The sequence below is a fragment of the Streptomyces sp. NPDC051987 genome, from assembly GCF_040680735.1.
Taxonomy (GTDB): domain Bacteria; phylum Actinomycetota; class Actinomycetes; order Streptomycetales; family Streptomycetaceae; genus Streptomyces.
Genome location: NZ_JBFAXI010000064.1, coordinates 12,368 through 27,011 on the forward strand (window position 1 = coordinate 12,368; position 14,644 = coordinate 27,011).

General features: G+C 68.0%; 15 protein-coding genes. 6 read left to right on the forward strand and 9 right to left on the reverse strand.

Annotated features, from left to right (window positions below):
• The first annotated feature begins 37 nt into the window (after positions 1-37).
• The 6 genes from murJ to trxA all read left to right on the forward strand — a co-directional run bounded on the left by murJ (position 38) and on the right by trxA (position 7,394).
• The gene (gene murJ, locus AB0M11_RS28435) at positions 38-2,341 is read left to right on the forward strand and encodes a murein biosynthesis integral membrane protein MurJ (protein WP_365710382.1); all 2,304 of its coding nucleotides are present in this window, start codon (positions 38-40) and stop codon (positions 2,339-2,341) included.
• A gap of 118 nt (positions 2,342-2,459) precedes the next feature.
• Complete coding sequence (locus AB0M11_RS28440) at positions 2,460-4,181, forward strand: protein kinase family protein (protein WP_365710384.1); 1,722 nt, start codon at positions 2,460-2,462, stop codon at positions 4,179-4,181.
• Between the two features lie 35 nt (positions 4,182-4,216).
• Positions 4,217-4,942: an RNA polymerase sigma factor SigM gene (gene sigM / locus AB0M11_RS28445; RefSeq protein ID WP_365710386.1), complete on the forward strand. Its 726-nt coding sequence runs from the start codon at positions 4,217-4,219 to the stop codon at positions 4,940-4,942.
• Positions 4,939-5,841, forward strand: coding sequence for a hypothetical protein (locus AB0M11_RS28450; RefSeq protein ID WP_365710388.1), 903 nt, complete (start codon positions 4,939-4,941; stop codon positions 5,839-5,841). Before sigM ends, AB0M11_RS28450 begins: the two co-directional genes overlap by 4 nt.
• Before the next feature lie 205 nt (positions 5,842-6,046).
• Complete coding sequence (trxB, locus tag AB0M11_RS28455; RefSeq protein ID WP_365710390.1) at positions 6,047-7,015, forward strand: thioredoxin-disulfide reductase; 969 nt, start codon at positions 6,047-6,049, stop codon at positions 7,013-7,015.
• A gap of 46 nt (positions 7,016-7,061) precedes the next feature.
• Positions 7,062-7,394 carry a thioredoxin gene (gene trxA / locus AB0M11_RS28460; protein ID WP_181801339.1) on the forward strand — a complete coding sequence of 111 codons (333 nt, stop codon included), beginning with the start codon at positions 7,062-7,064 and terminating at the stop codon, positions 7,392-7,394.
• A 61-nt stretch (positions 7,395-7,455) separates the two neighbouring features.
• Here trxA and AB0M11_RS28465 read toward each other — a convergent pair whose 3' ends face one another.
• The 9 genes from AB0M11_RS28465 to rpmH all read right to left on the reverse strand — a co-directional run bounded on the left by AB0M11_RS28465 (position 7,456) and on the right by rpmH (position 14,434).
• On the reverse strand, positions 7,456-8,073 hold the full coding sequence (locus AB0M11_RS28465) for a GNAT family N-acetyltransferase (RefSeq protein WP_365710392.1): 618 nt from the start codon (positions 8,071-8,073) through the stop codon (positions 7,456-7,458).
• 305 nt (positions 8,074-8,378) lie between these two features.
• The gene (locus tag AB0M11_RS28470) at positions 8,379-9,491 is read right to left on the reverse strand and encodes a ParB/RepB/Spo0J family partition protein (RefSeq protein WP_365710394.1); all 1,113 of its coding nucleotides are present in this window, start codon (positions 9,489-9,491) and stop codon (positions 8,379-8,381) included.
• Positions 9,488-10,561, reverse strand: coding sequence for a ParA family protein (locus AB0M11_RS28475; RefSeq protein WP_365710422.1), 1,074 nt, complete (start codon positions 10,559-10,561; stop codon positions 9,488-9,490). The genes AB0M11_RS28470 and AB0M11_RS28475 overlap by 4 nt, the downstream gene beginning before the upstream one ends.
• Before the next feature lie 297 nt (positions 10,562-10,858).
• Positions 10,859-11,575 (reverse strand): 16S rRNA (guanine(527)-N(7))-methyltransferase RsmG, encoded by a 717-nt coding sequence (rsmG, locus tag AB0M11_RS28480; protein WP_365710396.1) that lies wholly within the window; start codon positions 11,573-11,575, stop codon positions 10,859-10,861.
• A 118-nt stretch (positions 11,576-11,693) separates the two neighbouring features.
• Positions 11,694-12,206 carry a R3H domain-containing nucleic acid-binding protein gene (locus tag AB0M11_RS28485; protein ID WP_365710398.1) on the reverse strand — a complete coding sequence of 171 codons (513 nt, stop codon included), beginning with the start codon at positions 12,204-12,206 and terminating at the stop codon, positions 11,694-11,696.
• 15 nt (positions 12,207-12,221) lie between these two features.
• Entirely contained in the window at positions 12,222-13,538 is a 1,317-nt protein-coding gene (gene yidC, locus AB0M11_RS28490) for a membrane protein insertase YidC (protein WP_365710400.1), read from the reverse strand.
• Between the two features lie 3 nt (positions 13,539-13,541).
• Positions 13,542-13,907 (reverse strand): membrane protein insertion efficiency factor YidD, encoded by a 366-nt coding sequence (yidD, locus tag AB0M11_RS28495; RefSeq protein ID WP_365710402.1) that lies wholly within the window; start codon positions 13,905-13,907, stop codon positions 13,542-13,544.
• Positions 13,904-14,275 (reverse strand): ribonuclease P protein component, encoded by a 372-nt coding sequence (rnpA, locus tag AB0M11_RS28500; protein ID WP_365710404.1) that lies wholly within the window; start codon positions 14,273-14,275, stop codon positions 13,904-13,906. Before rnpA ends, yidD begins: the two co-directional genes overlap by 4 nt.
• Before the next feature lie 21 nt (positions 14,276-14,296).
• Positions 14,297-14,434 carry a 50S ribosomal protein L34 gene (gene rpmH / locus AB0M11_RS28505; RefSeq protein WP_003956500.1) on the reverse strand — a complete coding sequence of 46 codons (138 nt, stop codon included), beginning with the start codon at positions 14,432-14,434 and terminating at the stop codon, positions 14,297-14,299.
• Positions 14,435-14,644: the final 210 nt, after the last annotated feature.

Consider the following 14,644-nt stretch of genomic DNA (forward strand, 5'->3'; position numbering starts at 1 on the left):
GTGGCCGGTGGGCCCGGGACGATGAGGTGGGGTAACCATGAACGCGCCGTACGACGGTGAACACGGCCAGGGCGCGGCCGGTTCGGGCTACCCCGAGCCGCCGCCGGAGCCCGGCCAGGTCCCGCCGCAGCACGCGGCTGACATGTACCTCCAGGACGCTTACGACCAGGACCCCTACCGGGCGCGGGACCTCTCCGCCCAGGACCCGGTCGCCGAGGCGCTCTACGACCGTGCCGCTCACCCTCCGCCGGCTCCGGGCAGCTATCCGCAGCAGCCGCTGTACGGTCAGCCCGCACAGTCTCCGTACGCTCCCGACCCGAACGTGTGGGCCCAGACTCCGGCGCCGGAGCCTGACGGTCCGAGCCAGTACCTGCCCTACGGCGACGACCCACGCACGACCCAGTTCGTGGGCGTCGACGACCTGGTCTCGTACTCCGGTGAAGAGCGTCACGAGCCGGACGCCTTCGCGCACCTTTTCCGGGACCAGCAGCAGAGCGGCTTCCGTGACCAGCAGCAGAGCGGTTACCGGGATCCGCAGCAAGGCGGTGAGCGGCTGCCTGCCGAGCCTCCGGCGGTGCCGGGTCCGACGGCAGCCCCCGGAGGGCAGATGCCCCACCAGGCCCCGCCGGCTCCGGCCGCCGCAGCCGACCAGACGCTGAACCTCGGTGCCGTCCCCGCCGCGGCCCCGGCGCCCGTCCCCGTCAAGAAGGGCGGCAAGGCCGGAGGCCTGCTCAAGTCGAGCGCCGTGATGGCGGCGGGCACGATGGTCTCCCGGCTCACCGGCTTCGTCCGTTCCGCGCTGATCGTCTCCGCGCTCGGTGTCGGTCTGCTCGGTGACACCTTCCAGGTCGCCTACCAGCTGCCGACGATGATCTACATCCTGACCGTCGGCGGCGGTCTCAACTCGGTCTTCGTGCCGCAGCTGGTGCGGGCCATGAAGGAGGACGAGGACGGCGGCGAGGCCTTCGCCAACCGCCTGCTGACCCTCGTCATGGTGGCGCTGGGTCTGCTCACGGCCGCCACTATCGCGGCCGCGCCCTTCCTGATCCGCTTGCTGTCCGATTCGGTCGCCAGCGACCCGGCGGCCAACGAGGTCGGCATCACCTTCGTGCGCTACTTCCTGCCCTCGATCTTCTTCATGGGCATCCACGTGGTGATGGGCCAGATCCTCAACGCACGGGGCAAGTTCGGCGCGATGATGTGGACCCCCGTCCTCAACAACATCGTCATCATCGTCACCCTCGGCCTGTTCATCTGGGTCTACGGCACCGCCGCGCACTCCGGCATGAAGGTCACGACCATTCCGCCGGAGGGCCAGCGGCTGCTCGGCCTCGGCGTGCTGCTCGGCCTCGTGGTCCAGGCTCTGGCGATGATCCCCTACCTGCGCGAGACCGGGTTCCGGCTGCGGCTGCGCTTCGACTGGCGGGGCCATGGCCTCGGCAAAGCCGCCACGCTCGCCAAGTGGACCGTGCTGTTCGTCCTCGCCAACCAGGCGGGCGCGCTCGTCGTCTCCCAGCTGTCGACCTCGGCCGGTAAGCACTCCCCGGTCGACGGCACCGGCTTCACCGCCTACGCCAACGCCCAGCTGATCTGGGGTCTGCCGCAGGCCATCATCACGGTCTCCCTGATGGCGGCCCTGCTGCCCCGGATCGCCCGCTCCGCCGCCGAGAACGACACGGGCGCCGTCCGCGACGACATCTCCCAGGGCCTGCGGACGACCGCCGTCGCGATCGTCCCCATCTCCTTCGGCTTCCTGGCCCTCGGCATCCCGATGTGCACCCTGATCTTCGGCTCCGCCGGCATCAGCCAGTCCACCAACATGGGGTTCATGCTGATGGCCTTCGCCCTCGGCCTGATCCCCTACTCGGTGCAGTACGTCGTCCTGCGTGCCTTCTACGCCTACGAAGACACCCGCACTCCCTTCTACAACACGGTCATCGTCGCGGCGGTCAACGCGGGCGCCTCGCTCGCCTGTTACCTGCTGCTCCCGGCCCGCTGGGCGGTGGCCGGCATGGCCGCCTCGTACGGTCTCGCCTACGCCATCGGCGTCGGGGTCGCCTGGCGGCGGCTGCGCAAGCGGCTCGGCGGCGACCTGGACGGCTCCAGGGTCACCCGCACCTATGCAAGGCTCTGCATCGCCTCCGTCCCGGCGGCAACGCTCGCTGGTGCGGCCTGCTACGGCATCGGCCACACTCTGGGGCAGGGTGTGATCGGTTCCTTCGCCGCACTGCTGATCGGTGGAGCCGTACTGCTCGGCGTCTTCTACGTCGCCGCGCGCCGCATGCGCATCGAGGAGCTCAACTCCCTCGTGGGTATGGTGCGCGGGCGGCTGGGGCGCTGAAGCAGGGGTAAGCGCACAACCATCGTTCACCGCCGCGTGTCGTGCATGGCGGGGGACTGTGGGCACAATTGGTTTCGGCGTCGGACAGCGTGCAACGGATGGGGAGGCAGGGACGACGGTGGCGGAACGGAGCACGGCTGCCGTCGACGTGGCAGACAACAGCGGTGACAAGCCGCTGACCGCCAAGGCGGTCCAGTCCACGGCCGACGGGGTGGCCCAGAACCCGGAGCGGGACACGGACAGCGACCAGGCACAGGGAAGCGGCACAGACGCGGGTGCGGAGAAGAAGGCCTCACCCCCAGAACTGCACAGCGGACACAAGCTGGCCAGACGCTACCGCCTTGAGGAGTGCGTCACCCGTCTGGACGGATTCAGCAGTTGGCGTGCTGTGGACGAGAAACTCCGGCGTGCCGTCGGCGTCCACATCCTGCCGGCTGATCACCCGCGAACCCGTGCCGTGCTGGCTGCCGCCCGCTCGGCGGCGCTGCTCGGCGACCCGAGGTTCGTGCAGGTCCTGGACGCTGTCGAGGAGAACGACCTCGTCTACGTGGTGCACGAGTGGCTCCCGGACGCCACGGAGCTGACCGCGCTGCTCGCGGCCGGACCGCTGGAGCCGCACGACGCCTACCAGATGGTCAGTCAGATCGCCTCCGCCATGGCGGCCGCGCACCGCGAGGGACTGGCTCATCTCCGCCTCAACCCGAACGCCGTGCTGCGCACCTCCACCGGCCAGTGGCGTATCCGCGGCCTCGCGGTGAACGCGGCGCTGCGCGGCATCAGTTCGGACACACCGCAGCGCACCGACACCGAGGCCATCGGCGCACTGCTGTACGCGGCGCTGACTCAGCGCTGGCCGTACGAAAGCGATGCCTACGGCCTGGCCGGGCTGCCCAAGGACGTCGGTCTGATCGCCCCCGACCAGGTGCGGGCCGGAGTCCACCGCGGCCTGTCCGAGCTCGCCATGCGGGCTCTGGTCAACGACGGTGCGACCGCCTCCCGTCACGAGTCCGCGTGCACCACACCGGAGGAACTCGTCAAGGCGATCGGCGAGATGCCCCGCATCCGTCCGCCGGAGCCGGCGTTCACGGCACCGCCCGACTACCAGCGCACCACGTACCAGCAGGGCACGTACGGCCGCCCCACGCCTCCTGGCGTGACGCAGCCCATCCAGGCCCCGCCGTCCCCGCTCCAGAGCCGTACCGGCAAGGCGCTGAAGTGGGCCGTCTCGGCCCTCCTCATCGCCGCGCTGGGACTCGGGAGCTGGCAGCTCGCGGATGCCCTGATGGAACAGAGTGACAAGTCGGGCGACACCACCAACACCCAGACGTCGGACGACGGCGACAAGAACAACGCCAGCCCGTCGCCCGCTGCCGCGATAAAGATCCAGAACGCGCAGGAGTACGTCGCCGACGGCAGGGCGCAGCACCCGAACGACGTCCAGAAGACGTACGACGGCAGCACCTCGACGTACTGGAGGACCAACACCTTCCTGAGCGGCCCCAAGCTGGCGCCGTACAAGCCGGGCGTGGGGATCGTCTACGACCTGGGCTCCCCCAGGGAACTCGCCACGGGAACCATCTCCTTTCGCTACTCTGGCGATCACACGACGGTCGAGCTGTACGCCGCCGACTCGCTGGACCCGGGGCCGATCAGCTCGATGACGAAGCTCGGCAGTGTCACCACCGCCGGCAACACCGCCGCGGTGAAGGTCAGCAAGAAGGTGAAGAGCCAGTACGTGCTCGTGTGGATCACCGCCGTACCGAATTCGGGTGCGGACCCCGCTGCGTACGCACAAGCCGGCTACAAGCAGGCCGTCACCGAAGTGAAGTTCACTGGCTGACGTCTCACCGGCGGCACCGAAGGCGGAGGGGGCAGATGGCGGAGGGCGCCGGATACGGCGGAGTGAGCGACCAGGATCTGCTCGCCCGCCACGTGGAAGGCGACCCCGAAGCCTTCGGTGAGATCGTGCGCCGGCACCGGGACCGGCTCTGGGCGGTCGCCCTGCGGACCCTGGGGGACCGCGAGGAGGCCGCTGACGCCGTCCAGGACGCCCTGGTCTCCGCCTACAGGGCCGCCCACACCTTCCGGGGCCAGTCGGCCGTCACAACGTGGCTGCACCGGATCACGGTGAACGCCTGCCTCGACCGGGCCCGCAAGGCTGCCTCCCGCAAGACCGCCCCCGTCGATGACACGGAGCGGCTGGAGCTGCTGCTGGAGCCGCATGAATCGGCCTCCGCTCCGGCCGAGCGGCACGATCTGCACCGCCAGCTCCTGGAAGCCCTCGGCACTCTGCCCCACGATCAGCGGGCCGCCCTCGTCCTGGTCGACATGCAGGGCTACCCGGTCGCCGAGGCGGCCCGGATCCTGGATGTGCCCACGGGGACGGTGAAAAGCCGCTGCGCTCGCGGCAGAGCCAGACTCCTGCCGTTGCTCACCCATCTGCGGCCGGATAGCACCGGTGACGAAAAGGATCCGGACCCGGCACGGAACCGGGCGGAGGGGACATCCGTCCCACCCGCAGCGAGGCCTCAGGACAGGGGCCCGCACGACACCGGGCCGAGTGATTCAGCCGCAGTGAAGGGCGGAGGTGGGCGAGCGTGACGTCGATGACAGACACGAACGGGCACCCGGACGTCGCGGAGATCTCCGATCTCACCGAAGGCCTGCTCCCACCGGCCCGGACCGCGGAACTGCGACGGCATCTGGACGCGTGCGAACTCTGCGCCGATGTCCACACCTCGCTGGAGGAGATCCGCGGCCTGCTCAGCACGGTGCCAGGCCCTGTGGGTATGCCTGCCGACGTCGCGGGCCGGATCGATGCGGCCCTCACCGCCGAGGCTCAGCTGAACACCACAGCTCAGCTGAACACCCCGGCACCTGAGGCGCATGTTTCACGTGAAACATCGCCCAGCCCTTCCGCTCCGGAGGATCGCCCCGCCGGGCGACCGACTGCCTCGACCGGTCCCGGACGCAAGGGCCGTGGACGTGGCCGACGCCGCCGCACCGTCGTCCTGGGTACGGTCTTCACCGCAGCCGTCCTGGGTGCTGGTTCGTTCTTCCTCCATGCGCTCGGGGGCGACGGAACGACGACCGCGCAAGGCAAGCCGACAAGCTCTTCCGGGACCTTCTCCAAGAGCTCCCTGCAGAGCCAGGTGAAAGATCTCCTCGCTCCGAAGAAGATCATGCAGCGAGGCTCTCAGAAGCCCTTCGGCATCGAATCACAGTCCTCAGCAGGCGGCTCCGCGGAAACCCCGTACACCACGCGGATCCAGCCCTCAGTGTCGGTACCGACGTGTGTCCGCATGGGCATCAGCCAGAACGGCGATGTTATCGGCGCGAAGGACGGGACCTACGAGGGGAAGAGTGCCTTCCTGGTCGTTCTCCCCGATGCCACCGACGCCTCCCGGGTGACGGCCTTCGTCGTCGACGCGACCTGTGAGGGCAAGACCTCCGCGTCTCCCGGAAAGGTCCTGCTGACGGAGTCCCTGGCCCGTCCCTGAGCGGTCCTTCTCTGAGCGCCCTCCGACACGGCTTCCGGACAGCGGCGCATCTCTTGCCCCGGCAGGGAATCCGTACGGGAGGCACGCCCGTGTGCCCGGACACACCGGGAATGCGCGCCCCTTAGGATCCGTTGGGTGGGGTGAGGGCTTCTGACGGGAGCCCCCACCGGTCGAATGACGTAGACCAGAGACGAGGAATCAAGCCGTGAGCGACGTCCGTAACGTGATCATCATCGGCTCCGGGCCCGCCGGCTACACGGCGGCGCTCTACACCGCGCGCGCGTCGCTGAAGCCCTTGGTGTTCGAGGGGGCTGTCACCGCGGGCGGCGCCCTCATGAACACCACCGAAGTGGAGAACTTCCCGGGCTTCCGGGACGGCATCATGGGCCCCGACCTCATGGACAACATGCGGGCGCAGGCCGAGCGTTTCGGCGCCGAGCTGATCCCGGACGACATCGTCTCCGTCGACCTGACCGGTGAGATCAAGACCGTCACGGACACGGCCGGTACGGTCCACAAGGCGAAGGCCGTCATCGTCACCACGGGCTCCCAGCACCGCAAGCTCGGCCTGCCGAACGAGGACGCCCTCTCCGGACGTGGCGTCTCCTGGTGTGCCACCTGTGACGGGTTCTTTTTCAAGGACCAGGACATCGCCGTGATCGGCGGCGGTGACACCGCGATGGAGGAGGCCACCTTCCTCTCCCGGTTCGCCAAGTCGGTGACGATCGTCCACCGCCGGGACACCCTGCGCGCCTCCAAGGCGATGCAGGAGCGCGCCTTCGCCGACCCGAAGATCAAGTTCGCCTGGGACAGCGAGATCGCCGAGGTCCAAGGCGAGCAGAAGCTGTCCGGTCTGAAGCTGCGCAATGTCAAGACCGGCGAGCTCTCCGACCTTCCGGTCACCGGCTTGTTCATCGCGATCGGCCACGACCCGCGTACCGAGCTCTTCAAGGGCCAGCTGGACCTCGATGAGGAGGGCTACCTCAAGGTCGACTCGCCCTCGACCCGCACCAACGTGACGGGTGTGTTCGCCGCGGGTGACGTGGTGGACCACACCTACCGCCAGGCGATCACCGCGGCCGGCACCGGCTGCTCGGCCGCTCTCGACGCCGAGCGTTTCCTCTCCGCTCTCGCGGACGAGGAGAAGGCCGAGCCCGAGAAGACCTCCGTCTGATCTTTCCCCTTCCGCCCCACCGCACGATCAAGTAAAGGAGCCCGCCGTGGCCGGCACCCTGAAGGCAGTAACCGACGCGACGTTCGACGAGGACGTCCTCAAGAGCGACAAGCCCGTCCTGGTGGACTTCTGGGCCGAGTGGTGCGGCCCGTGCCGCCAGATCGCTCCGTCGCTTGAGGCGATCGCCGCCGAGCACGGCGAGAAGATCGAGATCGTCAAGCTGAACATCGACGAGAACCCGAACACGGCGGCCAAGTACGGCGTCATGTCGATCCCGACCCTGAACGTCTACCAGGGCGGCGAGGTCGCCAAGACCATCGTGGGTGCCAAGCCGAAGGCGGCGCTGCTCCGCGACCTTGAGGACTTCATCGCTGAGTGATGTTTCACGTGAAACACGAATGGGCCAACCCCTGCGGGTTGGCCCATTCGCATGAAGGCACTCACAGCGGGCGCAACGCCGGTTCCTTCTGGACGGCTCCCAGAAGCCGGTCGAGCGCCAGCTCCACGTCTTCCTTCCAGGAGAGCGTGGACCGCAGCTCCAGCCGTAGCCGGGGGTGTGAGGGGTGCTGCCGGACGGTCTTGAAGCCCACGGCCAGCAGATGCTCGGCGGGGAGCAGACACGCAGGTTCCGTGTAGCGAGCGTCACCGAACGCCTCGATCGCCTTGAACCCCCGCCGCAGCAGATCCTTGGCCACCGTCTGCACCATCACGCGTCCGAGCCCCTGTCCCTGATAGCCAGGCATGATGAAGCCGGTCATCAGCTGCACGGCGTCCGGTGAGACCGGACTTGTGGGGAACGCCGTGGACCGAGGAACGTAGGCGGGCGGAGCGTAGAGCACAAAGCCCACCGGCACATCGTCGACGTAGACCACCCGTCCGCACGATCCCCAGTCGAGCAGCACAGCGGAGATCCAGGACTCCTTCTCCAGCGCGGATGTGCCCGCTCTCACCGCTGCTTCGCTGCTGACGGGGTCCAGTTCCCAGAAGACACACGAGCGACAGCGCTGGGGAAGGTCCTGAAGGTTGTCCAGCGTAAGCGGTACGAGCCGACGCCCCATGAAGGCTGTTCCTCGCTTCCTTCGCCCGCGGCGTCGCGAGCGGCTGTCAGAGCGCTGCGTTCCCTGAGCAGACTGCCGAGGAATCCGACGGTCGCGCCCAGTCCCAGACCCACGCTCACCAGTCCGGTGCGGCTCATCGATCGCATGGCCCCCGCCTCTCTGAGAGGTGCTGCCAGCTGCCCGGTGGATGCGCCATACCGTTCGCATCGTATCCACACAGCGATGCCACCGACACCGCCTGAAAGCAAAGAGCGGACCGTGTTCCGGTACGCACCGGACACGATCCGCTCTCGTCCGAGCGACGGTCAGTCCTCGGGATCCTCGGACGCCGATGAGTCGCCGTCGTGGAGACCCTGGTGCAGGACCGGCCCCTCGCCCGGGGCAAGCGTGCCGAGGATCCGCTCAAGGTCCTCCATCGAGGCGAACTCGACGGTGATCTTGCCCTTCTTCTGGCCCAGATCGACCTTCACCCGTGTCTCGAAGCGGTCCGAGAGTCGGGTCGCGAGATCAGTCAGCGCCGGGGAGACCCGGGCACCGGCCCGGGGGCCCTTGGCCCGCGTCGTCGTCTGGGGACGCGAACCCATGAGGGTGACGATCTCCTCGACGGCCCGCACCGACAGGCCCTCGGCGACGATCCGATGGGCCAGCCGGTCCTGCTCTTCCGAGTCGTCGACGGAGAGCAGAGCCCGCGCGTGCCCGGCCGACAGGACTCCGGCGGCCACCCGGCGCTGGACCGCCGGAGAGAGCTTCAGCAGCCGCAGCGTGTTCGAGACCTGCGGGCGGGAGCGCCCGATGCGGTCGGCCAGCTGGTCGTGCGTGCAGTTGAAGTCCTTCAGCAGCTGGTCGTAGGCGGCGGCCTCTTCCAGCGGGTTCAGCTGGGCACGGTGCAGGTTCTCCAGCAACGCGTCCAGGAGGAGCTTCTCGTCGTCCGTCGCCCGGACGATCGCCGGGATCGCCTCCAGGCCGGCTTCACGGCAGGCACGCCAGCGCCGCTCGCCCATGATGAGCTCGTAGCGGGACGGGCCCAACTGCCGCACGACGACAGGCTGGAGAAGACCGACCTCCTGGATGGAGGTGACCAACTCGTGCAGAGCATCCTCGTCGAAGACCTCACGTGGCTGCCGCGGGTTCGGCGTGATGTCGTCGAGGGGGATCTCCGCGAAGTGAGCGCCCACCGGAGGAGCGGGCGTCTCCATGCCCCCTCCGAACACCGACGGCTCCTCGGCTTCATGCGAAACGGGCGGCAGCGTCGTCACCTTGGCCGCAGCGACTCCACGGTCGGTCGTCAGCACCGGAGCCGCGGCGGGGGACGGCGTTACCGTTCCCCCCATGGCCGTCTGGGCCGGGGTCTTCTCGGTCGGGGCAGCTGGGATCAGTGCACCGAGACCACGACCCAGCCCCCTCCGTCGCTCGCTCACTGGATCCCCTCCACCATGCTCGGATTGGTCTGAGCGCCGATGTGGGCCTGCGTGGGGTCGTAGCTGACCCCGATGCCCCTCAGCGCGATTTCTCGGGCCGCCTCAAGGTAAGAGAGGGCACCGCTCGATCCAGGATCGTAGGTCAGTACCGTCTGCCCATAGCTCGGCGCCTCGGAGATGCGGACCGAGCGGGGAATGCTCGTCCGCAGCACCTCGTCGCCGAAGTGGCTACGCACCTCGTCCGCGACCTGGGAAGCGAGACGCGTCCGGCCGTCGTACATGGTGAGCAGGATGGTCGACACGTGCAGGTCGGGGTTGAGGTGCCCCCGTACCAGGTCGACGTTGCGGAGCAGCTGGCCAAGGCCTTCCAGAGCGTAGTACTCACACTGGATCGGAATGAGCACCTCGGCACCCGCGACAAGCGCGTTGACCGTCAGCAGGCCGAGCGAGGGCGGGCAGTCGATGAGGATGTAGTCCAGCGGCTGCTCGTACGCCTGGATCGCACGCTGCAGCCGACTCTCCCGAGCCACCAGGGACACCAACTCGATCTCCGCACCGGCGAGATCGATCGTGGCGGGGGCACAGAAGAGACCTTCGACGTCCACCACCGGTTGGACAACCTCGGCCAGTGGCTTGCTCTCGACCAACACGTCGTAGATGGACGGAACTTCGGCGTGATGGTCGATCCCCAGCGCAGTGGACGCATTGCCCTGTGGGTCGAGGTCGATCACCAGGACGCGGCCGCCATGCAGGGCAAGGGACGCGGCAAGGTTGACGGTGGTCGTCGTCTTGCCCACGCCGCCCTTCTGGTTGGCGACCACGATGACTCTGGTCTGCTCCGGACGTGGCAGTCCTTCGCCGGCGCGGCCCAGAGCCTCCACCGCGAGTTGGGCAGCACGACCGATGGGAGTGTCGTCCATCGGAGGCGGTGTTTCACGTGAAACATCCGCCCCCATCGACTCGGTACGGGGACCGGGGACCGGATCGGTCATCGGTCCCGCGATGTTGGCGTCGGACCGCAAGGATTCACTCTCCTCGACTTCAGGCTCGCAATGAACAGAGCCTCCCATGTCTTCGGGGTCGTGAACCAGTGAGGCCTGGTGTTCTGTGGAGAAATCCACCTCTGTGGACAACTCCGCACCCCGCAGGGAGGACGGAGTGTCACCGGTGGCCTCCTCTCCGAGAGATCCGAGAGGCTTTCGGTCGCGCGGTTCGGCCGCAGCGCGGCCCCGACTGATGATGCCGTGGAGCAGTGAGCGACGTTTCACGTGAAACACGATGACAGCGAGCGGCACCGAAAAGCCGCGACACTCCGTCGTGCTGAGGTTTGGCAGCTTGTGTGGAGTACGTCTGGTCGTCAGGACGGATCAGCGGCGCCTACGTGTCCTCCCGGTACGAGCTGCCTTCGCCTTCTTGGCCGCGAAGCGCACACCGCCCGGACTCTCCCCGACCTCCACACGGACGAGGGTGGACAGCGGATCCACCACGCCCTCACCCACATGCAGGATCGACGTGGACACCGCGCCAAGCTTGGACAGGGCGGTGGCCGCCGCCTTCAGCTCCTCCTCCGCCGTGTCACCCTTGAGGGCGAGCATCTCACCGTAGGGCCGGAGCAGCGGGATACCCCAGGTCGCGAGCCGGTCCAGCGGGGCCACCGCACGGGCCGTCACCACATGCACCGGAGGCAGCTTGCCCATGACCTCCTCGGCACGACCCCGCACCACGGTCACATGGTCCAGGCCGAGCAGTTCGACGACCTCGGTGAGGAAGTTGGTGCGTCGCAGCAGGGGCTCAAGGAGGGTGATGTTGAGGTCCTCCCTGACCAGTGCCAGCGGAATGCCCGGCAGGCCGGCTCCGGACCCTACGTCGCACACGGTCACCCCCTCCGGGACGGCTTCCGAGAGCACCGCACAGTTCAGCAGGTGCCGCTCCCACAGGCGGGGCACCTCCCGTGGGCCGATCAGACCCCGCTGCACGCCTGCCTCGGCGAGCAGCTCCGCGTAGCGGACCGCATCGGCGAAGCGCTCACCGAACACTTCCCGCGCCTGTTCGGGCGCCGGGGGGAGCTCCGCAGCCTCCGTCACGGGGACCGTCCTTCCGTACCGCGCCGGCGCTCCGCGCACCGGCCACCAGAACTACCAGGCTGACAAAGTTCGGCCCCGCCTGCTCAACAGACGGGGCCGGTGACACAAGGGGGACCGCTCAGGCGGGCAGCACGACGACGAACCGCTGCGGCTCCTCGCCCTCGGACTCGCTGCGGAGCCCGGCGGACTTGACCGCGTCGTGCACGACCTTGCGCTCGAACGGGGTCATCGGCTTGAGCTTGACGGGCTCGCCGGTGCTCTTCACCTCGGCGGCGGCCTTGGCACCCAGCTCGGAGAGCTCCGCACGCTTCTTGGCACGGTAGCCCGCGATGTCGAGCATCAGGCGACTACGGTCACCGGTCTCCCGGTGCACGGCCAGGCGGGTCAGCTCCTGGAGCGCCTCCAGCACCTCGCCGTCGCGGCCTACCAGCTTCTGCAGGTCCCGGCTGCCCGAGTCGCTGATGATCGACACGGAGGCGCGGTCGGCCTCGACATCCATGTCGATGTCGCCGTCGAGGTCGGCGATGTCCAGCAGACCTTCGAGGTAGTCCGCCGCGATCTCGCCCTCCTGCTCCAGGCGGGTCAGGGTGTCTGCACCCTCGGCAGCGGCGGAGGTGGTGCCTTCCGTCACGGGATGGGCTCCTTCTTACTTCTTGGACGGGGACTTGGGGCGCTGAGGACCGCCTTTTCGCTGACCGGACTGGGCCCTGCTGCGGCCGTTGGAGCCGCTCTTGGGGGCCTGCTGGGCAGCCGGCTTGGCGTCCTGCGGCTCGTCGGACTTCTCCAGCGAGGTGGTCGAGCCCGCCGCAGCCGACGCATCATCCGAGGCCGACGAGTCAGAAGCCGACGTGGAGTCACCGGTCGCCTTCACAGCACCGGACTGCCGCTGGGCCTTGGTCTGGCGCTTGGGCTGCTGACGCCTGGCGGCGGCGGTGGTCGTGACGCCGTCCTCCGTCTGCGTGACCGCCTGTGCCTCGCCCTTCACCACCGTGCCGTCGGCCTGGGCCACGAGGCCCGCCTTGGTCAGCGCGTTGATGAACGAGCGCTCGAACTCGTTACGGTCCCGGCCCTTGGCGACGATCGCCTTGATGATGGTCTTCTCACTGCGCCGACGGGTCTTGCCGTGGTGCGTGACGTGCTTGGTCAGACGCTCCAGGTACGCGGCCTGGGCCTTGGAGCCCGGGGTCGGGTTGTTGCGGATGACGTACATCTGCTGGCCCATGGTCCACACGTTGGTGGTCAGCCAGTAGACGAGGACACCGACCGGGAAGTTGATACCGAAGACGGCGAACATGACCGGGAAGACGTACATCAGCATCTTCTGCTGCTGCATGAAAGGCGTCTTGACCGTGGTGTCGACGTTCTTCGTCATCAGCTGGCGCTGGGTGTAGAACTGCGACGCCGACATCAGGACGATCATGATCGCGGTGACGACCCGGACGTCAGTGAGAGAGGCACCGAGCGCCGACACCTTCGCGGAGCCGTCCGTGAACTTCGCGGCGAGCGGGGCGCCGAAGATGTGCGCCTTCTGGGCACTGGCCAGCAAGGACTCGTTGATCACGCCGATGGTCTGGTTCGACGCGATGCCGTTGAGCACGTGGTACAGGGCGAAGAAGAACGGGGACTGCGCCAGGATGGGAAGGCACGAGGAGAGCGGGTTGGTACCCGACTCCTTGTACAGCTTCATCATCTCTTCGGACTGACGCTGCTTGTCGTTCTTGTAGCGCTCCTGGATCTTCTTCATCTCGGGCTGGAGCGTCTGCATGGCCCGGGTCGCCTTGATCTGCTTCACAAAGAGCGGGATCAGGCAGATACGGATCAGAATCACCAGGGACACGATGGACAAGCCCCAGGCCCAGCCCGTGTCGGGACCGAAGATCTTCCCGTACACCGAGTGGAACTGGACGATGACCCATGAGACGGGTGTCGTGATGAAGCTGAACAGGCTGGCAATCGTGTCCACTAATCATGCTCCTTGGGCATGGGACGAAGTCTCTGCGGCCGGGCTCGAAGGAAGCTCGGAGAGAGGCTTCTCCTCGGTGGCCGGTTCGGCGGCGGAGGACCCGCCCCTGCGTGCACGCCAGGCGTCACGCAGCATTTCGTGCCACCGCGGGCGCTTGCGCGGCGGGACATGATCCACACCGCCGAGCGACCACGGATTGCACCGCAGGATGCGCCAGGCCGTGAGTGCCGTGCCCTTGATCGCACCGTGCCGGTCGATGGCCGTGTAGCCGTAGTGGGAGCACGACGGGTAGTACTTGCACACCGGACCCAGCAGCGGACTGATCGTCCACTGGTACAGCTTGATCAGAGCCAGCAGCGGGTACTTCATCGCGCGCCCCCTCCCAGCAGCCGCTCGATGGCGGCGTCCAGGTCTCGGGCCAGCTGTGCATGGTCGGCGTCACCCGCTCCGGGCAGCGCTCGTACGACTACCAGGCTACCGGGGGGGAACAGGGCGACTCGCTCACGCATCAGATGGCGCAGCCTGCGCTTCACTGTGTTGCGCACAACGGCACCACCCACGGCCTTGCTCACGACGAAACCCGCACGCGTCGGGGGAGCGCTCTCCCCAGGCGCGTGCGGGTCCGTGGCACCGCTACGAAGGTGGACGACGAGGGACGGGCGGCCTGCCCGACGCCCTCGTCGTACCGCGGTCGCGAAGTCCTCGCGCCGCCTCAGCCGGTTCTCGGTGGGCAGCACGACGTCATGACCTGACCGGGATCAGGCGGACAGACGGGCGCGACCCTTGCTACGGCGAGACGCGAGAATCGCGCGGCCGGCACGGGTCCGCATACGCAGCCGGAAGCCGTGGGTCTTCGCGCGACGACGGTTGTTCGGCTGGAAGGTGCGCTTGCTCACTCGGGGGCTCCAGAAATCAAATCGGTGGTGGCGGGTGCCGTCCTGGCTGTCACCGTGCGCCCACGAGAAGCTCGCATCACGCCCGAGTGCACCGCTTCCCGATCACCTTCAGCGATCTGTGCCCATCGGAGGCAGGCGGCAGCAGCCATCGACAACTCGACCTGGTTACGGTACGCGGGGCTACGCCATTCGGTCAAACCAGCAGTGACG